Here is a 19,923-nt window from a genome sequence, read left to right on the forward strand (position 1 = left end):
AGGATCCGCTCCATCTCGAATGAGGATGGGCGGATCTTTTTTTGCACAGCGCTTAGTCTTGGATTCGCTGCTGCCAAGCGTAGGCTCTGAGAGCCAACTCCAGGCTGAGCCGATGCTCTGGGGCGAGGTACGTATCTCCGATCAGCTCGGCGATCTTGTCGAGACGGTTGTACAAGGTCTGCCGCCTGATGTACAGCTGGTCGGCAGTCTCTTGTTTGGACCCGTTATGGTCAAGCAGGGTGCGAAGGGTGAGCACCAATTGGCTGCCGTGGCGTTCGTCGTACTGAAGCAGCGGTCCGAGGTAGTCGGAGATAAACGCGTCGATGGTATGTGCGTCTGTGATTTGCAGCAGCAGCCGGTAGACGCCGAGGTCATCGTAAAACGGGCTGGAAGAGGCGGTTTGTGTCTGCAGCGCAAGCACTTGTTCCGCTTCGCGAAAGTGGCTGTCTGCTTCCATGTACTTCACGGATCGCCTGCTGATCCCGAATTGGACGCAGGCGGCCTTGCCCAGTGCGCTGCGGCAGGTCCGGGTCAGCTCGTTTACGGCTTTCTGCAGCTGATTGCGCGGTCTAGCAAGCGCCATGGTCTCGACGAACAGCATGTACAACCGCTCGCCCTTTGCGCGTTGATACAGGCGGAACCCGCAGCGGGTAACAATCGAGCGGAAGATGCTGAGCAGATCGTAGTACGAGCCATCCTCTTCATTAAACTGAGGCGTCTCTGCCTGAATCTCCATCACGACGGCAAAATAGCCGGGCGGGACTGCTTGAGGCTGAATTCCGAGCAGTGTCTGAAGCTGCCGTTCGTGGCGCATTCGGCCTTGCAGGATATCGTCAAGCAAGCGATTTTGACTGTCACGGGCCTGCTCCTCGGCGAACATGCTCCTCAGCAAGAGCTGGGCGACCGCTGTAGCTGTGCGATCCAGTGTAAGCAGCAGGATTTCATTTGGCTCTTGTTCGTAGAGGATGACCCCGAGGTAGGCTAGTACGTGGCCCATGGCATTGATGGGCTGGTAGAGAATTCGCTTTTGCTCCGATAAGGACAAGATTCCGCTGGCCTGCCCGGACAGCTCTCCTGCCTGCTGCGACTTCTCGAAAAGCACCGCCAATTCATCTTGTACAGAATGGGCCATCGCCGGAACGAACAGCGGTGAGCGCTCCTGCCGAATCAGGAATACCTGGGTTTGGACAGCCGCTTGGAAGTGAGCCAACAGCCGAGGCAGACCGGTCGTTTGCAGGGTCAGCTGCTGAAGTTCACGCGAGTAAGCTTCCAAATGACGCAGCGCCTCTGTTTGCCGGGTCACGATGCTCTCGTGCAGATCCAGCGTAATATCGACGAAGCGGACAGGCTTGCGAAAGGCGATCAAGGGAAATTGGTGGTGCTCGGACAATTCCCGCATCGACTCCGGGATCTCCGGGATGTAAGGTCCCAATTCCACACATAGACCGGCCGCTCCTCGCTCAATCAGTCCCTGCATAAAAGCGAGCCGCTTCCCGTCATCCTCGCCAAAGCCCACTCCGGTCGAGAGAACCAACTCTCCGCCATTGAGGAAGGCTGCGTTTGTAGCCGCCTCCAGGATATGCACCCATCTGATCGACCGGGCTAACCCGCGGCTGCCGGCAATGACGGCGGCGTGTTTGAACAAAGGGCGCCTGAGTACATCGGCAACGGTTAATCTCCACTCGGTTTGCATGGGCTCCACCTCCATCCAAATTTACACCTTGTTAAATAAATGGCCGTAAAAAGGTGACAAGATGTCTCATGATATGTGAAAAAATTTTCTGATAAAATAAGGCGAAAGACAGATGTTTGCAAAAGGAGTTGACGATTCGATGACGACAAAGAAACTGGCCAACTACATCAACGGCGAATGGGCCGCGCCTCAGACGGATCGCTATGAAGATGTGCCCAACCCGGCGACCGGAGAGGTTTTGTCACAAGTGCCGGTCTCCACGAGAGCAGATGTTGACGCCGCGGTTGAGGCTGCCAAAAAGGCATTTCCCGCCTGGAGCGACACGCCCGTGGTCGACCGCGCCCGCATCATGTTCAAGTTTCAGCAGCTGCTGTGGCAGCACGCTGACGAGCTTGCCCGAATGATTACCCAGGAAAACGGCAAAAACCTGCCGGAAGCCCACGGGGAATTGCTTCGCGGCATCGAGATGGTAGAGTTTGCAGCCGGAATGCCTACGCTCTTGATGGGGGATACCCTGCCCAACATCGCCCGCAGCATCGACAGCCAGACGATTCGCTTCCCGCTTGGCGTCGTGGGAGGAATCACGCCGTTCAACTTCCCGCTGATGGTTCCGATGTGGATGTTCCCGATTGCCATTACGGCCGGCAATACCTTTGTCCTGAAGCCTTCCGAACGGACTCCCAACTCATCTGCCCGCGTCGCCGAGCTGTTGAAGGAGGCAGGGCTTCCCGACGGTGTGTTCAACATCGTCAACGGCGGACACGACGTCGTCAATGGCCTGATGGAGCACCCTGACGTGAAAGCGATTTCGTTCGTCGGTTCCCAGCCTGTGGCCGAGTACGTGTACAAAACCTCTGCGGCCAACGGCAAGCGCGTTCAGGCGCTGGCAGGCGCCAAAAACCACCATTTGGTCATGCCGGATACGGACCTGCGGCGGGCGGCCAAAACGATTGCCAGCGCGGCATTCGGCTGTGCTGGCGAGCGCTGCATGGCTGCCAGTGTGGTGGTCGCTGTAGAGAGCATCGCCGACGAGCTGGTGCAGTGCCTGATCGAGGAATCCGACGCGTTGATCATGGGCAATGGCTTGGAGAATGGCGTCGATCTGGGACCGGTTATCCGGGCGAATCACCTGGAGAGGGTCCACAGCTACATTGAGCGCGGGACAGAGGAGGGGGCCCAGCTCGTCCGCGACGGACGCAAAGACGCAGCGTCCCATGACAAAGGCTACTTCCTCGGACCAACCCTGCTGGATAAAGCTACGGCCGAAATGGTAATCGTCCGCGACGAGATCTTCGCTCCAGTCCTTAGCATCGTACGGGTAAAAGACTTTGAAGACGGACTTGAGACGATCAGCAAGTCCCGCTACGGCAACGGTGCCTGCATCTACACGAACAGCGGCCGCCTGGGGCGCGAATTCGTCCAGCGCGTAGAGGCGGGAATGGTCGGCGTAAACGTAGGCGTGCCTGCACCGATGTCCTTCTTCCCGTTCTCCGGCTGGAAACAGTCCTTCTACGGCGATCTGCATGCCAACGGCAAGGACGGCGTCGAATTTTACACCAAGAAAAAGACAGTTACATCCCGCTGGTTCGAAGACGGCGAGACGAATATCGGTTCGCAAAAAGTGTTTGTAAAGTAACAGGATTCCCACAATTTTATCACAGGTGAGGAGGACGGGCACTATGCAAAAAGAGCAAACCGTTTCGCAAGAAAAACAGGAGCTGCTGGACAAAGACCGGGCTCACATGTGGCATCACATGTCTCCCTACAATCCCAACCCGATGATCGCGACTGAGGCAAAGGGGTCGTGGGTAACTGATATCGATGGAAACCGCTATCTGGACGGGATGGCCGGACTGTGGTGCGTAAATATCGGCTACGGCCGACAGGAGTTGGCGGATGCGGCGTACGAGCAGTTAAAGTCCTTGGCCTATTTCCCGCTGTCCAACAGCCACGTTCCGGCGATTGAACTGTCTGAAAAGGTAAGTGAATGGCTGGGCGAAGAATACCGCGTCTTCTTTTCCAACAGCGGCTCGGAAGCGAATGAGACGGCTTTTAAAATCGCCCGCCAGTACCATCAGCACAAGGGACAGCCGCGACGCTACAAGTTCATCTCCCGCCATCGCGCGTACCACGGCAATACGATGGGGTCGCTGGCGGCGACGGGACAGTCCATCCGCAAACAGCAGTATGAGCCGCTCGCTCCCGGCTTTCTGCACGTCTCACCGCCGTATTGCTACCGCTGTCCGTTCGGCAAGACGTACGGAAGCTGCAACCTGGAATGCGCGCAGGTGTTTGACGAAGTGATCAATTGGGAAGGAGCGGAATCTGTCGCAGCCGTGATCATGGAACCGACGATCACGGGCGGAGGCGTGATCGTTCCGCCGCCCGAGTACCTGCCCAAAGTGCGGGAAATCTGCGACAAGTACGGCGTCCTGCTGATCATAGACGAAGTCATTTGCGGATTTGGCCGTTCCGGCCGCAAGTTTGGACATCAGAACTTCGGCGTCAAGCCGGATATTGTCACGATGGCAAAAGGGATTACCAGTGCCTATCTCCCGCTGTCGGCGACTGCCGTCCGTGCCGAGATTGCCGATCTGTTCAACGAACCAGGCGGCAATCAGCACTTCCGTCACGTCAATACGTTTGGCGGCAGCCCGGCGGCCTGTGCACTCGCTCTGAAGAATATGGATATTATGGAAAAAGAAGGTCTTATCGAGCGGTCAGCGGAACTGGGCGTCCTGCTTCGCCAGAAACTCTCGATTATCGAAGACCACCCCAACGTCGGGGACATCCGCAGCTTTGGCTTTATGGCCGGAATTGAGCTGGTGGAAAATCGCCAGACAAAAGAACCGGCTGCTCCGGACAAATTGACCAAGGTAATCGGCGAGTGCAAAAAGCGCGGGCTGATCATCGGCCGGAACGGAGAAACCGTACCTGGCTTCAACAATATTTTGACCCTGAGTCCGCCGTTCTCCACGACTGCGGAGGAGGTCGATTTTATCGTCAACATGCTGAAAGAAGCTTTGGATACGCTGTCGGATTGACAGTGTTATCGCAGACAAAAACGGGTTGAGAGCACATACGTGTTCTCAACCCGTTTTTGCCTGTCTTTAGGGCTTCTTCCCCTCTTCCGGGTGCTCCTGTTGAAAGGAACGCAGGCCGCGGACGAACATCTCCAGGATGACCTCATGCTGGGTCTTGCTGGCGACGTGTCTGCGGATTTGTTCCAATTCGGCAACCAGCTCCGAGTCGAGGTGCAAATTAATCGTCTTTCCCTTTTCCTGGGGATGAATTTCATAGCGGCTGTCCATCTGCTTGACAGTCCCGACGATTTTGGCCCCCTTTGGCAAGGACTGATGCATCGGGAGCAGGATGACCGGCCCTTCCAACACGATCTGGGCGGCACGCTCGCTAAAGCGGATCACAAGCGGCTGCTCCCTTTCTCTGTGGCAGTCGCGAATGGCCCGGCAAAACGCCTGATGCTCCGTCGTGTTTGGCAGGGTCAGCGAGACGTGTGACATACCTCTTCCTCCAGCGCGAATAGATGTTCTTCCGGCACGTCCTGCCAAAGTTCCATAGACGCTTCAGCCTGCAGTTGGTAGAGGATGTGCTGCCCGTAAAGCCGCGAAGAGAGCACGACGGCACGGTCAGCTTGACCGTCCGAGCCATTCATGCGGATGCCGACGACATCCAATACATCGTATTTTGGCCGCAGCAGGTTTTTATCCCAGAGAAAGGGATATACGGAAGACTTGTGATAGAGACTTCGCTTCCTCCCCTGTTTGCGCGTCAAAAGGGGAAACTGTTCGCGTTCGTCCAGCACTTTTCCCAAATGCCCCAGGTCCGCCCAGCGCTTGATCGTCGTCATGCTCAGCCGCTTGCCGCTGTGGATCGTAATCAATTCTTGCAGCTCCCGCGAGGATAGGTACTGGGAGCGCTTCTCCCTCTCAGCCAGGTAGGCCGTAAGGGATTGTTCCAACGCCGCCAACTGTCTCGTCTCGGCGGCGATTTTTTCTTTTAGCCGCTCAATATTTTCCGTGATTTTATCCAGCTCACACATGTATGGGTCCCTCTTCATCACATGGTTTTTGTTAACAAGATATGAATCCCCGGCATCATTCATGAGCAGAAAAAAGGATTGATACCGTTCGCAGCTACGAGATTGTGAAACGAAAAATTCATAAAAGCGCGGATCTTGACATCTTTTAATAGTAAATGGCTTTGCCAATACGCCAAAAGGAGGATCGCAATGAACCCTGACCGCGAAATGTCTGTTTCGGTTTCGGATTTAGAGAAGAATTTTTCGGAAGTCACCGCGGCGCTTAAACCGAAGGAGGCGATCGACGAAGCGAACAGATGTCTCTTCTGCTACGATGCTCCGTGTGTGAAAGCATGTCCCACGGGTATCGATATTCCTATGTTCATCAAGCGAATCGCAACCGGTAATCTGCTGGGTTCGGCAAAGACGATCATGGAAGCCAATCCGGTGGGTGCAAGCTGCGCCCGGGTATGTCCCACATCAGAGCTGTGTGAGGGGGCATGCGTCTTGAATGGCGCCTCTCAGCCGATTCTGATCGGACTCTTGCAGCGGCACGCGACAGATTGGGCAATCCGAAACAAGCGGGTCTTGTTTTCCCCGGGGGAGAACAACGGCAAGAGCGTCGCGATCGTCGGGGGAGGACCGGCCGGACTTTCGGCAGCGCGGGAATTGGCCCGGTTGGGGTACAGCGTGACCGTCTACGAAGCAAGACAGAAGGCAGGGGGGCTTAATACTTACGGGATCGTCTCTTTTCGACTGCCGCAGGAGATCGCTCTCTGGGAGACCGAGCAGGTGGAGGCGCTTGGCGTCCAGTTCAAGTACGGCGTGCGGGTTGGAGAGGACATCTCCCCACAAGAGCTTTCCGACAGTTACGATGCCGTGCTGCTGGCAGTCGGAATGGCTTCTGTTCCCCGGCTTGGCATCGAAGGCGAAGAACTGGCCGGTGTATACGATGCCCTGCCGCTGATCGAAGCGACGAAAACCAAGCCGCTGACCGGGGAATTCATCGGCAAAAAGGTGGCGGTGATCGGCGCCGGCAATACGGCCATAGACGCGGCGACCTGTGCCAAGCGGCTGGGTGCCGAGCAGGTGCAAATGCTCTACCGCCGGACGGAAAAAGAAATGACAGCGTACGATTTTGAGTATGAATTCGCCAAACAGGACGGTGTGGAATTCCGTTGGCTGGTGGCCCCCAAACGGATTCTCGGCCAGGACGGGAGAGTGACCGGCCTCGAACTGCAGCGGATGAAGCTGGGAGATCCGGACGAGCGGGGAAGGCGCAAACCGCAGCCGATCGACGACAGTGAGTTCACGCTGGAGGCCGACTTCGTCATCAAGGCTATCGGTCAAGAGCGGCACTTGCCGCTAATCGAGTCCTTTGGCCTGGAGCATCAGGGCGGAGTAGTCAAAGTCGATCCCAGCACCTTCCTAACCTCGCGGGAGAACATCTTCGCCGCCGGCGACATCATCTTCGGCGGGGGGAAAACGGATGCGATGGTTGTCGACGCTGCCCAGCAAGGAAAGCGGGCGGCTTACGCCATCCACGAGTCTCTGCAGGGACTTGTTTCAACGGTATGACCATCATGGAGCAAAAAACGAAAAGGAGGAGTTCCCATGGCAGATTTGCGGATCAATATCGCCGGCATCGAATCGCCCAATCCGTTTTGGCTGGCGTCCGCCCCGCCGACGAATTCCGGCTATCAGGTGCAGCGGGCGTTTGAAGCGGGCTGGGGCGGAGCCGTCTGGAAGACATTGGGCGATCCGATCGTCAACGTCACCTCGCGCTTTGCCGCCCTTCACTACGGCGGACAGCGGGTCCTCGGTTTCAACAATATTGAATTGATTACAGACCGTCCGTTGGAAGACAACCTGAAAGAGATCGCCGAGACCAAAAAGAAATACCCTAAACACACTTTGATCGCCTCGTTGATGATGGAGCCCAACCGGGACAGGTGGCACGAGTTGGTCAAGGCGGTGGAAGCGGTAGGCGTGGACGGTTTGGAGCTTAATTTCGGCTGTCCGCACGGCATGGCGGAGCGGGGCATGGGCTCAGCGGTGGGACAGCACCCTGACCTGGTCAGGCAGCAGACGGAATGGGTGAAGGAGGTGGCGCAAACCCCGGTGATCGTCAAATTGACGCCCAACATCACCGACATTCGCCACACCGCCCGAGCGGCAAGCCTCGGAGGGGCAGATGCGGTCAGCATGATCAATACGATCAACAGCCTGATGGGTGTCGATCTGGATTCCTGGCTGCCCATACCGCACGTTGATGGCAAGGGAGCGCACGGCGGCTACTGTGGTCCGGCCGTCAAGCCGATCGCCCTTAACATGGTGGCCGAGTGTGCCCGCGACCCGCTTGTGGGAATCCCCATTTCCGGGATTGGCGGGATTGGCACTTGGCGCGACGCGGTCGAATTTATGCTGATGGGCTCAGCCTGCGTCCAGGTATGCACAGCAGCGATGCACCACGGGTTCCGGATCGTCGAAGACATGATAGATGGATTGAACAATTACCTCGATGAAAAAGGGATCGCCTCCGCAATGGACATCGTCGGCAAGTCAGTCTCAACGTACCGGGATTGGGGCAACCTCAACCTCAACTACAAAATCGTCGCCCGCATCCACGAGGAAACGTGTATCCACTGCAACAAGTGCCATATCGCCTGTGAAGATACTTCCCACCAGTGCATTGACATCGTCCGGGACGATGCAACCGGGAAGGAACGGCTGGTCGTCCGCGAAGACGACTGTGTCGGCTGCAATCTCTGCGCGATCGTCTGCCCCGTCGAGGGGACGATCGAGATGGTGGAGATCGACACCGGCCAGCCGCCGCTCACATGGAATCAGCGGCAGGCAGCTTTGGCGGCAGGCGGAAGCTGCGAGGCATGATCGAAGAAACCGGCGCATACGTTGTACGAGGAAGGGCTCTTTGCGTTTCTCGGCAGCCAAACCAGCCCGGCCTCACTATATTGGGACAAACAGAGGGGGATAGACCCATGAAAAAAGTGATACAGGGCGGCATTGTCGTCACTGCTGCTGATACTTTCCAAGCGGATGTGCTGATCCAGGGGGAGAAGGTAGCCGCCATCGGAGAGCGGCTCGACACGTCCGGAGCAGAGGTGATCGATGCCGCGGGCTGCTACGTTTTTCCCGGAGGCGTTGACCCGCATACACACTTCGACATGCCCTTTGGCGGCACCGTTACGGCAGATAACTTCGAGACGGGCACGCGGGCAGCGGCATTCGGCGGTACGACGACAGTGATCGATTTCTGCTTGACTCAAAAAGGGCGGCCGCTGAAAGAAGTGATCGCCACCTGGCACGAAAAAGCAGCCGGCAAGGCGGTGATTGACTACGGATTTCACTTGATGGTGGCAGAGACAAACGACCGGGTCTTGGAAGAATTGCGGGAAGTAGTCGAAGAAGAGGGGATCTCATCGCTCAAAGTGTTTATGGCGTACAAAAACGTCTTTCAGGCTGATGACGAGACCTTGTTCAAGACGCTGATCCGCGCAAAGGAGCTGGGGGCACTGGTACAGGTTCACGCGGAGAATGGCGACGTCATCGACTTTCTGACCAAGGAAGCCTTGGCCAAGGGCAATACCGGGCCGTATTATCACGCCTTGACTCGTCCCGCCGAAGCGGAGGGAGAAGCGACAGGTCGTGCGATCGCGCTTGCCGCTTTGGCTGATTCGCAGCTTTACGTGGTACACGTCACCTGCGCCGCCGCGGTCCAGCGCATCGCAGAGGCGAGGGAGAAGGGCTGGAATGTGTACGGCGAGACTTGTCCGCAATACCTTGTGCTTGACATCAGCGTGATGGATCAGCCTGGCTTCGAAGGGGCCAAGTACGTCTGGTCGCCTCCGCTGCGGGAAAAGTGGAACCAAGAGGTACTCTGGAGCGCGCTGAAGAGCGGCATCCTGCAAACCGTCGGCTCTGATATGTGTTCCTTCAACTACAGGGGGCAGAAGGAGCTGGGATTAGGCGATTTCTCCAAAATCCCCAACGGCGGGCCGGTAGTCGAGGACCGCTTCAGCCTGATCTACTCGGAAGGGGTGCACAAGGGCCGGATCAGCCTCAACCAGTTCGTCGATGTGATCGCGACCAAATCGGCCAAATTGTTCGGACTTTTCCCCCAGAAAGGAACGGTCGCAGTAGGCTCCGACGCCGATATCGTCATCTACGACCCGCGTGTTAGGCGGACCATCTCTGCCGAGACCCATCACATGAATGTCGATTACAACCCATTTGAAGGCATGGAGGTCCAAGGGGAGGTCATGACGGTGCTGTCGCGGGGGGATTTCGTCATCCGCGACAAAGCGTTTGTCGGCCGGGTGGGAGCAGGCCGGTTCCTCAAACGCTCGCCTTTTGCTCGCCCATAAATACGTAAAGGGAGGAGGAGCAGCAATGCCAAGCAAGGTGAAAATCGGATTGATCCAGGCCAAGCATGAAGTGCACGGGGATGAACCGGTTCACGTTCACAAAGAGAAGGCGATTGAAAAGCACATCAGACTGGTACATGAGGCGGTAGAAAAAGGGGCCCAGATCATTTGCCTGCAGGAGATTTTCTACGGACCCTACTTCTGCACCGAGCAGTCGACCAAGTGGTACGAGTCGGCCGAAGAGGTGCCGGATGGACCGACGATCCGGTTGTTTCAACAGATTGCCAAAGAGACGGGAACCGTGCTAATCCTGCCGGTATACGAGAAAGCGACTGTCGGCATCTATTACAACACGGCCGCCGTGATCGATGCCGACGGTTCGTACCTGGGCAAGTACCGCAAGCACCACATTCCGCACGTCGCTGCCGGGGGTCAGGGCTGCGGGTTTTGGGAGAAATACTACTTTAAGCCGGGCAATCTCGGCTACAAGGTATTCGATACCGCATACGCCAAGGTGGGTGTCTACATTTGCTACGATCGCCATTTTCCCGAGGGAGCACGCCTGCTCGGCTTGAACGGCGCTGAGATCATCTTCAATCCATCCGCTACGGTGGCCGGCCTGTCGGAATACCTGTGGAAACTGGAGCAGCCTGCACATGCCGTGGCGAACGGTTATTACGTCGCTGCGATCAACCGGGTCGGAGTGGAAGCGCCCTGGAATATGGGCGAGTTTTACGGGCAGTCCTACCTGGTGGATCCGCGCGGGCGGTTTGTCGCGATCGCCAGCCGCGACCGGGATGAGGTGCTGGTGGCGGAAATGGATAAAAGCCTGATTCAGGAAGTGCGCGATCAGTGGCAGTTTTTCCGGGATCGCCGCCCTGAGACGTACGAAGACATGGCCCGTCAGCTGCCATAGTCATAAGCCGATTGTACCGGGCAGCTTCCTCGAATCGGGAGGCTGCCTTTGTTCGCCGTCACGGCGTCGGGATGAAAAACGGGGGGATGCAAGTGATGTTGACTGCCTATCGCGGGGTAGAGTACACAGAGGCAGCTGTCGTTGTTGAACGGCAATCGTATCTGCGGGGGGAGCGGAGGGATTTTTGTTCCGGCGTTGCCGCAAAGGCCGTATTTGGCCCAGGCGTCTATCTGGTCAGCAGCCCAGAGGTAGCTGCCCAGTACGCTTACTGCCACGCGGAGGTGTCGGCTGACCAGGCGGCAGTGCTGTGCCAGTCGATCAGGTTCACCCGGCCGATGTACCTGGACGGGGCGTACGGTGAGAACGAATTGCGCAGGGAAGCGTTGTTTTCGAAGCATTCTCCCAAAGTGGTTGAAAGCTTGTCCGCGTCCATGGGCGAAACAGACTGGCTGCACTGGACTGGTGAACAAATCCGCAGCTTTCTCATGGAGCGCGGCTATGACGGGATCGTCTACCGATTGAGCAATGAGTTGACCTATTACGTTTGCTACGATCCTGACCGGCAAATCACGGGTATTTCTCTGTCCCTCGTTTTCGCCCTCGGCTGTGCAGCGAACGCAATGCCGAAATCTTGACGGGCCCCATCAACAAAAGAAGATCCGAGGCAAGAGCCCCGGATCGTTTCGTTTTTGGGAAGAAATCAGGCGTTCCGGGCGATACCTGCAGCCGTGATTTTCCTGTATTCCTCGATGCCGAGGCAGCTGCTGTCATCCCGCATCAGCCAGGTGTAGAGCAATCCCGAGACGAGCAGCCCGACCGTCCAGGCATTGTCCCAGACGAATTGCATTCCCGGGATCAGTTTGCAGACAAAGGGGACGAGGATGCCTGCGATCAACGCCCAGATGGCCTTCCGATTAAAGCCGGAGGTGTAATGGTATCGTCCGTCTGTCTGGTACAGCTCGATCAGATGTATGCGCCGCTTGCGCACCAGCCAGTAATCGGCAATAGCGATTCCATCGATCGGCCCAAGCAGGGCGGCATAGGTTCCCAGCCAGCCAAAGATGTAATTTCCAAAGTTTTCCAATATATACCAGGGCTGAAACAGCAGCGAGACGACTCCGGCGATGATCGCCCCATTGGCAAACGTCATTTTGCGCGGCCACAGATTTTCGATGGCCCGGGCGGGCGCAACGATATTGGCTGCGACGTTCGTGGTCAGAGTAGCAAGGACGATCCCGATCGTGCCGAAGAAAATGGCGAGCGGTGAAAATTTGGCCAGTACGGCTGCAGGATCCCAGATCGCCTCACCGAAGATGAGCACCGTAGCCGAGGTAACAGCTATGCCGATAAACGAGAAGAAACCCATCGTGGTGGGAAGCGCAATCGATTGGCCGACGATCTGTGCCTTTTGGCTTTTGGCATACCGGCAAAAATCGGGGATATTGAGGGCCATCGTCGCCCAGAAGGCAATCGCTCCAGTCAGGGAAGGGAAGAATATCTTCAAAAATTCTCCGGTCGAGGTAAGTTTGGACGGCGCCGACAGCATCGGTCCCCATCCACCCGCGGAAGTGACGGCCCAGATCAACAGCGCGATTGACATTACGATCAGTGTGGGAGCGGCCCAAAACTCCATCCGCCGGATCGCTTCAGGACCGCGGTAGGCTACCCAGACGTTGAGTGCCCAGAAGAGAAGAAAGGCGATGGCCAAGTGGCCGGGAATGCTGCCCCAGCCCGACATCGAGGAGAGCAGGGTGTCAATTGCCGCTCCTCCAAACCAACAGTTGATCCCAAACCAGCCTGCCCCGATCAGGCCGCGGGCAAGAGACGGAATATGGGTGCCCTTGGAACCAAACCAGAGCCGAGCGAAGACGGGATAGGGAATGCCAAATTTTGTCCCGGCGTGGGAATTGAGCAGAATGGGAATGAGAACGATAAGATTTCCTAAAATAATCGTGATGATAGCCTGCACCCAGTTCATCCCCAAGGCGATCAGACCGGCGGCAAGCGAGTAAGCCGGCAAACAGATGCACATCCCGATCCACAAACTGGCGAAGTTGTAGGCAGTCCAGTGGTGTTCTGCTTTGGAAGTCGGGCGCAGGCCTTCATTGAACAGTGGGCTGTCTTTAATCTGCTTCAAGCCCTCCTCTGTCAGCGTGACGATGCCGCCCTCTTCCCTTTGCACTTTCATATTACATTCCCCCCTTTTTCGGGCAAGACAGGCGAGCTGACCTGTCTCGCCTAAGTGCTACAGTATATTGGGACCAGGGACATCTCATACCAGCATTTTTAAATCGGGAACAGCAGGGTGAATGTTTCCGCCGGCAATAGGGGAAACTCCGAAGGTGAATGATATCTTCCGGGGTGATCACGTCGTGACGACCTGTAGACGTATTGTCTTGTCCTTTATCTGTATGATGCTTGCCTTTGCCGGCAGTGCCGCCGCCAATACCGCAAATGTGGAAGATCCTGCCCAATTTTTGGAGCGATTGTTCCGCATGCGGACAGAAAACCTTGTAAAAGAGTCGAAAGACGTGTTGACTAAACTGTATTTGCCGCGGGAGAGAGTCAGCAGGTACGCTTTGGAACATGAACTGCGCAGGGGTCAGTACCTAAAGGCCTGGGCAGCCAAGCGGGGTGTCGAGATCATCGGCGCCGAAAGCAAAATTCGCGTTGTCCGCTTGCGGACGGAGGGGAATTACGCCAAAGCGGGGCTGATTCAAACGCTGAAGATTACGTATGCCTATAAAGAAAAAGAGCTGGCGCCGCAGGCATTCGGGATTGGCACCAGGCATGCCGTCACCTTAAAACAGGAGAATGGCAAGTGGCATGTGCTAAGAGAATGGTATACGGACCCGATGGATGAAGATTCCAGTTTTATTCCGGCAGCATCGGTACAGACAGACGAGTCGGCCATAGAGGGAGCTCTTCCCGAAGCGTGGGTCGCAAATCAAAAGAAAGCGAAGCGCCCGAAGTACAACCGCAAGGCTGCTGTCAAGTATGCGGATAAGTACGCCGGGGCGGCATGGGGAGCGGGCAACAACAACCGGTACAATAAAAAATACCTCGATTACACCTACTTAGGCGGCGATTGCACCAATTACGCGTCACAGGTCATCGGCGATCAGGCAGAAGGCGGAGGACTGCCGATGAGGGGAGGCTGGTACTACCGTTATAAACAAGGGGGCAGCGTCTCATGGGTCCGAACCGATGCGTTTAAAAATTTCCTGTTGTACAGCGGGTACGCTCGTCTGATCGCCCGCGGGTCGTATGATGAGGTAGCCAAACCGACATCCCGTTTTCCGGAAGGGGCTCTGGCCAAGCTTCAGCCTGGAGATCTGATCGCCTATGAATTAGGCGGAGACATCGATCACTTTTCCGTGGTCACGGCCCGGGACGAAAAGGGCTACGTCCTGGTCAATTCCCATACGGGCGACCGCTATCACGTCCCCTGGGATCTGGGCTGGGACAAGTCAACCAAGTTCTGGCTGATCCATCTGAACGATTAGAAGAGGACATTTACGCTGTGGACGGCACTGGCAAGGTGCCGTTTTTTACGCGGCTCGGGACTGGCAACATTTTTGCAATGAATAGCGGGGCTGATCCTGGTAAAATAACAGAAGTGGACACATCCCGGATTTGCGCGATGTGTTTTTTTTATCAAAATAATTGGAAGGAGGGTTACCTGTGCAGAAGAAGACGACGGTGATTGGCGGGGTATTGCTGGCCCTGTCGCTGCTGGCTTCTCCGCTGACAGTGGAAAAAGCGTCAGCTGCCGCGGCTGTACCGGCATGGCAGCAGACGGCAGACAGCATCATCCAATTGGGCGAGAGTTACATGGGTACCCCCTATGTATACGGCGCAGAGCGCTTTCAAGATAAAACCTTTGACTGCTCATCCTTTGTGCAGTTTCTATTTGATCAATACGGCATCGACCTGGGGTGGAACGCCAGAGAACAAGCCGTTCAGGGAGAATGGGTTCCGTTTGATCAGCTCCGCAAAGGGGATGTCATGTTCTTCTCGGATGAAGATTTTCCGAATGAAACAGGTCTAAGCAAGGTTCGCCACGTGGGTATTTACATCGGTGACGGCAAGATCCTGCACACGTACGAACCCGGCATTGGCGTTACGATCAGCACGATCCACAACGACCCAAGAGATGGAGAGTACTGGTACGAACACTATCTGTTCGCAAAAAGGATGATCACGGCGAACTAAACTCTTGCAGGTAAAGAGGAACAGCCCAGGAGCGAATCTGTCTCCCGGGCTGTTTTTCCTTTATTTAGGAAAATACTCCGACCAGCGTTTTGTCACCAATTCGGCGATATCAGGCCGTGTCTCCACTTCATCAGGGTAGAAAGGCTTCATGCGCGAGTCGATGATCAACGGGCCTTCATAGCGGATTTTGTTGCGGACGATTTTGGCTTCCGCATACAGGTCATGGGCCGGATCGAAGCGGGTGAACACCGTCCAGAGGAAGCTGCTCTCGCGCTCTGCGATCCCGGCTTCGTCCACCAGGCAGATGAGCGGCCAATTCTGCAGGTGCTGGTTGGCATAAGAGACCAACTGCGCAGCAAAGTCAGGATTTTGCTCGAAGCTGGGGCCGGACAGGACGAGACAGCCGGGACAAAACGGCACGATCCGGTCGATCTCCGGGATGCCCTCCCCCGGATATTCGTGCGGCAGTTCCCTGACGGGATCGCCGATGCCAAGCAGTACGCCCTTGCTGCCGTGATTAAACTTGCGCCCGGTGTAATCCAGAGTGTCGCTTGACGTGTCATTGACGATCAACAGATCGCGTTCAGGCTGGAACCGCTCCAAAACGATCGTCAGGAAGCGGCGAAAATCGGACAGGTCGCAGGGGACATCTGTCACCAGCAAAAACTTGGTCAGGGTAAGCTGGCCCTCCCCGAGGATGCGAAAAGCATGAGCCATCGCTTCTTTATAATAGCTCTCTCTAACGACGGCCCCGGCCAGCGCGTGGAAGCCGGTTTCCCCGTAAGTCCACAGCGCTTTCACGCCGGGCATGACCACGGGGAACAGCGGCGAGAGCAGCCGCTGCAAGTATTCTCCGATAAAAAAGTCCTCCTGCCGCGGCTTCCCGACGACAGTAGCCGGGTAGATCGCGTCTTTTCTCCGCCACATGTGCTTAACTTGAAAGACCGGAAATTCATGCTCCAGCGAATAATAGCCAAAATGGTCGCCAAACGGTCCTTCCATGCGGCGCTGATGCGGAGGTACAATTCCGCCAAAGACAAATTCGGCTTCGGCCGCGATCGCATGCGGATGATCGGGCACGTCGACCAGATTCAATTTTTCGCCGGTCAACAGTGAGGCGAAGATCAGCTCGGGCACCATCTCGGGCAGCGGTGCGATCGCAGAGATGATCAAGGCCGGCGGCCCGCCGATGGTTAGGGTGACCGGCAGCGGCTGGCCCATCCGTTCCGCCTCGTGATAGTGGAAGCCGCCTCCTTTGTGGATCTGCCAATGCATGCCGGTCGTCTGCCGATCGTAGATCTGGATGCGGTACATCCCCAGATTGTGCTCCTTGGTTTGCGGATGCTCGGTGTAGACGAGCGGCAGGGTGACAAAGGGTCCGCCGTCCATGTGCCAGCTGGTGATCGCGGGCAGCGATGTCATGTCCGGCTCGCCGCTTACTTCCAGCACGGGGGCCTTAGTGGCTGACACCCGCCGGGTTCCCGTCGCCATCACGCTGAGCAGCGGCTGCCGCATTTTCCAGAGCGAACCCAGCTTTGGCGGCATCAGCTTGTCCAGACCGTCGACCAATTGCTTGACGGTGTTTTCCGGTTTCGGTCCAAAGGCCATATCGACACGGCCCGATGTTCCAAACAGGTTGGTGACGACAGGGAACGACTTTCCCTTCACGTTAGTAAACAAAAGCGCCGGTCCCTGTTCTTCGATGACCCGGCGGTGTATCTCAGCCAGTTCCAAATGCGGATCAACAGGGGCGTCAATCTCCACAAGCTGACCTTCTCGTCTCAGTTGTTCGAGAAAAGAGCGTATGTTGCGATGCATGTAAGAGTCACCTCATTGAAAGCGATAGACATTCCCCTCTAACTCTACACGAATAACCGCCCCGGGACTAGCCCCCTATTTGGCTCAGCGCTTCGGTTGACCGAGGATCTTCCGCAGCTTCTGATCCACTTCGGGCCATTCCCGATCGAGAATGCTGAACATGACGGTGTCACGGATATAGCCGTCCCGGACTACCATATGGCTGCGCAATACACCCTCGCGCACCCCGCCGATGCGTGCAATCGCCCGCTGGGAGTTGAGGTTGCGCAGGTCGGTTTTCAGCTGCACCCGGATACAGCCGAGCTGCTCAAAACAGTGCCCGAGCAGCAGCCACTTGCATTCCGTGTTGACACGGCTTTTCCAGACGTCGGGGGTCAGCCAGGTCCAACCGATCTCCAGGCCGCGGTCTTTTTTGGAAATGTTGAGAAACCGCGTGCTGCCGATGACTCTGCCCGTTGACTGCTCGATGATCGCGAAGGGCAGCTCAGTACCGGCCGCCTGGGCCTCCAGGGCTGTATCGATAAACCGAACGGCATCCTCACGCGTGCGGATGACTGTGGACATGTACGTCCAGATACGCTCATCCCGGCCTGCCTCGTGCAGGCCGTCAGCAAACGAATGTGTCAGTGGTTCGAGGCGAACGGTGTCGCCGCTCAAGGTAACCGGGGCAATTTGCAGCATGGCATCATTTCTCCTTAATCGTTTGATCGCAAAAAAATAGAAATGTAGCGATTCCGTGAACAACTGTTCATCTGTCCGTTTCATGAGTTAGAATAGACGAAGTGCAGCGCTGCGCCAGCCTGCCTATGCCTAAATAAGGGTATGGAGGGAAGAGATGAAACAGTCCACACTGAATCGTTCGACGACATCGACGGTTATCCTGCTGCTAGGGGACCTCGTGATGATTTTGCTATTTACTTTGATCGGCATGAAAGAGCACGACCGGATGATTGGCATTACCGGCCTGATCTATACGGCCGCCCCTTTTTTGATCGGCTGGGTGATCACCGCGCCGCTTTTGGGGGCGTATCGGCCGGCGGCTGTCAGCAGCGTAAAAACAGCGGCATGGCGGGCCTTTCTGATCTGGGTTGCAGTGGAGATCGTCAGCATGGTCATCCGCGCCTTGTTTTTCGGTAAGCCGTTCATCCTGAGCTTCGCGATTGTCACCCTGATCGCCAATACGATTCTTTTGGCGGCCTGGAGAATGGTGTACAGTTGGTATATCAGGCGCGGGGCGGTGTGACCCCGTTTGGGCCCGGGCTGATCGTATAGTTCGCCGCAACCATGGAGACGCTACCAACCACAGGGAGGTGGCAGCATGTCCAGCAAAAACAATAAAAGCAAAAATCTCAGCAAAAACAGGGGCAAAACCCTGGATAAAAACGACAAAAACCGCAACATCCGGGATAATGGCAGCTAGCCTGTCCATGGCCGCCGACTAGCCGCTGAACTTGATGGTCAGCGGTTTTTTCGCGGATAACGGCATCATCTTCATATGATATAATAGGGGGAACGAACAGATGGAGGTTCCCATGATCGATCAACCAAGTCGTATTGCCATTCCTACACAGCCGTTTCTCATTCTCTGCCAGCTCTTCGACAGCTGTTACGATGAATGGAGACAGCAAGCACAGCAGGCAGTACTGGTGGAATCCATCGCCGGTGCGCTGCTGACTGGCGTAGCTTTTTTGCATGAGCAGCCGATTCCTCCCTCGGAGGTAAACGTAGAGCTGGACTTCCAGCAAAGGTTTTACCTGAGGAAGCTGGTTGAAGAAGCTGTACGGAAGCTGGATCCAAGTGACCCGCGGCAGGCGAAGATGGAGGCCTGGCTGAATGAATCTTTGTCCGTCCTATCGCAGTGAACCGATCCGTACCCGATGAATACATACAGCAGAGGAGGCGGACTGAATGAAACAGACCTATCGGATTGGCTACGAAATCGTCGGGAAACGCGAACTGTTGGCGCGGCTGGGGCTGAGTGAATGCCTGCTGGTGGAACACCGCCCTCTGTCTCCCGATTCGTCCGTCCTTTCGGAAGAGATACCGCCGGAAGAAGAGCGTCATGCCATTCTCGTCCGGTTTCAACACCGGCCAGGGGAGTGGATTACTTTTACCGGTTTGTATGAGATCGTCCAGCGGGAGCCAATTCCCTGGATCAATTCGCCGCTGGAATACCACTTGTACGGAATGGAGCTGCTGCCGGCCAATATCCGCCGGGAGAAGGCTCCGCAAGCACGGATACCGGCACGGACCAAGCTGCAGGTAGCAGCAATTCGAGCGGAGACCGTGTTTGTCACCGTTCCCGGCCACCCCTCCCGACGTTATGAAATGTCGCTCGCTCACGCCCGCTTTGCCAAGGATTTTCCCACCGAACTGGAACTGAAGCTGCAGGTATATGCGTTCCCGCCACGGCAGGACGTACTCGTCGGCTGGCTTTTGGACGAAGGGCGCAAGAGCGGTTTTGTCACCGGCATGAGCGGAGAGCGCCTGGAGAGGTCCGCCTTTGAAGTATGGGACAGCCTGCGCAAGGAGTACGGCATCAGCGTGAGCGCAGCCCTGATCGCGATCAAACAGGCACTGCTGGTGCTGGACCGCGCCGGCCTGCAGCTGGAGTTTCCCCAGCCGTCCCAAGGCCTGTCCGACTTGTCGCTGACGACCGAGGCGGAGCGCGACGCTTTTTACTCGTATCACGCCGTCCGTTCCGCCATTGCGGCCGTTGCCGCCCTGCTGACGACAGATCCGCGCGATCCGCTTCAGGATCTGCTGCTCTTGGATGTGATGCTGGAACAGCAGGTAAACAGAAAGAGAGACTGACTGCTGCACCTGGGCCAAAAATGCCCGGGTGCTGAGTGCTTTG

Annotated in this window: 18 protein-coding genes; 12 read left to right on the forward strand and 6 right to left on the reverse strand. The window is 56.5% G+C overall.

Annotation, left to right across the window (positions count from 1 at the left end; genetic code table 11):
* Positions 1-52: 52 nt before the first annotated feature.
* Complete coding sequence (locus ACI7RC_RS02685) at positions 53-1,693, reverse strand: PucR family transcriptional regulator (RefSeq protein ID WP_408106656.1); 1,641 nt, start codon at positions 1,691-1,693, stop codon at positions 53-55.
* Positions 1,694-1,832: 139 nt separating this feature from the next.
* Between ACI7RC_RS02685 and ACI7RC_RS02690 the strand changes: the two genes are divergently transcribed.
* Both ACI7RC_RS02690 and ACI7RC_RS02695 read left to right on the forward strand, forming a co-directional pair.
* On the forward strand, positions 1,833-3,329 hold the full coding sequence (locus tag ACI7RC_RS02690; RefSeq protein ID WP_408106657.1) for a CoA-acylating methylmalonate-semialdehyde dehydrogenase: 1,497 nt from the start codon (positions 1,833-1,835) through the stop codon (positions 3,327-3,329).
* A gap of 43 nt (positions 3,330-3,372) precedes the next feature.
* Entirely contained in the window at positions 3,373-4,737 is a 1,365-nt protein-coding gene (locus tag ACI7RC_RS02695) for an aspartate aminotransferase family protein (protein WP_408106658.1), read from the forward strand.
* Positions 4,738-4,803: 66 nt separating this feature from the next.
* Here the strand turns inward: ACI7RC_RS02695 and ACI7RC_RS02700 are convergent, their stop codons facing one another.
* Positions 4,804-5,214 (reverse strand): hypothetical protein, encoded by a 411-nt coding sequence (locus ACI7RC_RS02700; RefSeq protein WP_408106659.1) that lies wholly within the window; start codon positions 5,212-5,214, stop codon positions 4,804-4,806.
* Positions 5,196-5,753, reverse strand: coding sequence for a hypothetical protein (locus ACI7RC_RS02705; protein WP_408106660.1), 558 nt, complete (start codon positions 5,751-5,753; stop codon positions 5,196-5,198). The genes ACI7RC_RS02700 and ACI7RC_RS02705 overlap by 19 nt, the downstream gene beginning before the upstream one ends.
* A 207-nt stretch (positions 5,754-5,960) precedes the next feature.
* Here ACI7RC_RS02705 and ACI7RC_RS02710 point away from each other — a divergent pair, with 207 nt between their 5' ends.
* The 5 genes from ACI7RC_RS02710 to ACI7RC_RS02730 all read left to right on the forward strand — a co-directional run bounded on the left by ACI7RC_RS02710 (position 5,961) and on the right by ACI7RC_RS02730 (position 11,668).
* Positions 5,961-7,310 (forward strand): NAD(P)-dependent oxidoreductase, encoded by a 1,350-nt coding sequence (locus ACI7RC_RS02710; RefSeq protein WP_408106727.1) that lies wholly within the window; start codon positions 5,961-5,963, stop codon positions 7,308-7,310.
* A gap of 36 nt (positions 7,311-7,346) precedes the next feature.
* The gene (gene preA, locus ACI7RC_RS02715) at positions 7,347-8,624 is read left to right on the forward strand and encodes an NAD-dependent dihydropyrimidine dehydrogenase subunit PreA (RefSeq protein ID WP_408106661.1); all 1,278 of its coding nucleotides are present in this window, start codon (positions 7,347-7,349) and stop codon (positions 8,622-8,624) included.
* 107 nt (positions 8,625-8,731) lie between these two features.
* Positions 8,732-10,117, forward strand: coding sequence for a dihydropyrimidinase (gene hydA, locus ACI7RC_RS02720; RefSeq protein WP_408106662.1), 1,386 nt, complete (start codon positions 8,732-8,734; stop codon positions 10,115-10,117).
* 25 nt (positions 10,118-10,142) lie between these two features.
* Positions 10,143-11,033 (forward strand): nitrilase-related carbon-nitrogen hydrolase, encoded by an 891-nt coding sequence (locus ACI7RC_RS02725; protein WP_408106663.1) that lies wholly within the window; start codon positions 10,143-10,145, stop codon positions 11,031-11,033.
* A gap of 95 nt (positions 11,034-11,128) precedes the next feature.
* Entirely contained in the window at positions 11,129-11,668 is a 540-nt protein-coding gene (locus ACI7RC_RS02730; protein WP_408106664.1) for a hypothetical protein, read from the forward strand.
* A gap of 65 nt (positions 11,669-11,733) precedes the next feature.
* Here the strand turns inward: ACI7RC_RS02730 and ACI7RC_RS02735 are convergent, their stop codons facing one another.
* Positions 11,734-13,221: an NCS1 family nucleobase:cation symporter-1 gene (locus tag ACI7RC_RS02735; protein ID WP_408106665.1), complete on the reverse strand. Its 1,488-nt coding sequence runs from the start codon at positions 13,219-13,221 to the stop codon at positions 11,734-11,736.
* Between the two features lie 154 nt (positions 13,222-13,375).
* On the opposite strand from ACI7RC_RS02735, the gene ACI7RC_RS02740 reads away from it, so the two are divergent.
* Both ACI7RC_RS02740 and ACI7RC_RS02745 read left to right on the forward strand, forming a co-directional pair.
* Positions 13,376-14,539, forward strand: coding sequence for an amidase domain-containing protein (locus ACI7RC_RS02740; RefSeq protein WP_408106666.1), 1,164 nt, complete (start codon positions 13,376-13,378; stop codon positions 14,537-14,539).
* A gap of 178 nt (positions 14,540-14,717) precedes the next feature.
* Positions 14,718-15,248 (forward strand): C40 family peptidase, encoded by a 531-nt coding sequence (locus tag ACI7RC_RS02745; protein WP_408106667.1) that lies wholly within the window; start codon positions 14,718-14,720, stop codon positions 15,246-15,248.
* Positions 15,249-15,308: 60 nt separating this feature from the next.
* Here ACI7RC_RS02745 and ACI7RC_RS02750 read toward each other — a convergent pair whose 3' ends face one another.
* Together ACI7RC_RS02750 and ACI7RC_RS02755 are read right to left on the reverse strand one after the other, a co-directional pair.
* Positions 15,309-17,066 carry a UbiD family decarboxylase gene (locus ACI7RC_RS02750; protein ID WP_408106668.1) on the reverse strand — a complete coding sequence of 586 codons (1,758 nt, stop codon included), beginning with the start codon at positions 17,064-17,066 and terminating at the stop codon, positions 15,309-15,311.
* 84 nt (positions 17,067-17,150) lie between these two features.
* A complete protein-coding gene (locus ACI7RC_RS02755) occupies positions 17,151-17,747 on the reverse strand; it encodes a GNAT family N-acetyltransferase (protein WP_408106669.1) in 597 nt (198 codons plus the stop codon).
* A 154-nt stretch (positions 17,748-17,901) separates the two neighbouring features.
* On the opposite strand from ACI7RC_RS02755, the gene ACI7RC_RS02760 reads away from it, so the two are divergent.
* The 3 genes from ACI7RC_RS02760 to ACI7RC_RS02770 all read left to right on the forward strand — a co-directional run bounded on the left by ACI7RC_RS02760 (position 17,902) and on the right by ACI7RC_RS02770 (position 19,880).
* A complete protein-coding gene (locus tag ACI7RC_RS02760) occupies positions 17,902-18,309 on the forward strand; it encodes a DUF3054 domain-containing protein (RefSeq protein ID WP_408106670.1) in 408 nt (135 codons plus the stop codon).
* Between the two features lie 277 nt (positions 18,310-18,586).
* Positions 18,587-18,928: a hypothetical protein gene (locus ACI7RC_RS02765; protein WP_408106671.1), complete on the forward strand. Its 342-nt coding sequence runs from the start codon at positions 18,587-18,589 to the stop codon at positions 18,926-18,928.
* A gap of 46 nt (positions 18,929-18,974) precedes the next feature.
* Positions 18,975-19,880 carry a hypothetical protein gene (locus tag ACI7RC_RS02770; RefSeq protein WP_408106672.1) on the forward strand — a complete coding sequence of 302 codons (906 nt, stop codon included), beginning with the start codon at positions 18,975-18,977 and terminating at the stop codon, positions 19,878-19,880.
* Positions 19,881-19,923: the final 43 nt, after the last annotated feature.

Origin of the sequence: Brevibacillus sp. B_LB10_24 (assembly GCF_046036945.1) — a bacterium.
Classification (GTDB): domain Bacteria; phylum Bacillota; class Bacilli; order Brevibacillales; family Brevibacillaceae; genus Brevibacillus_C.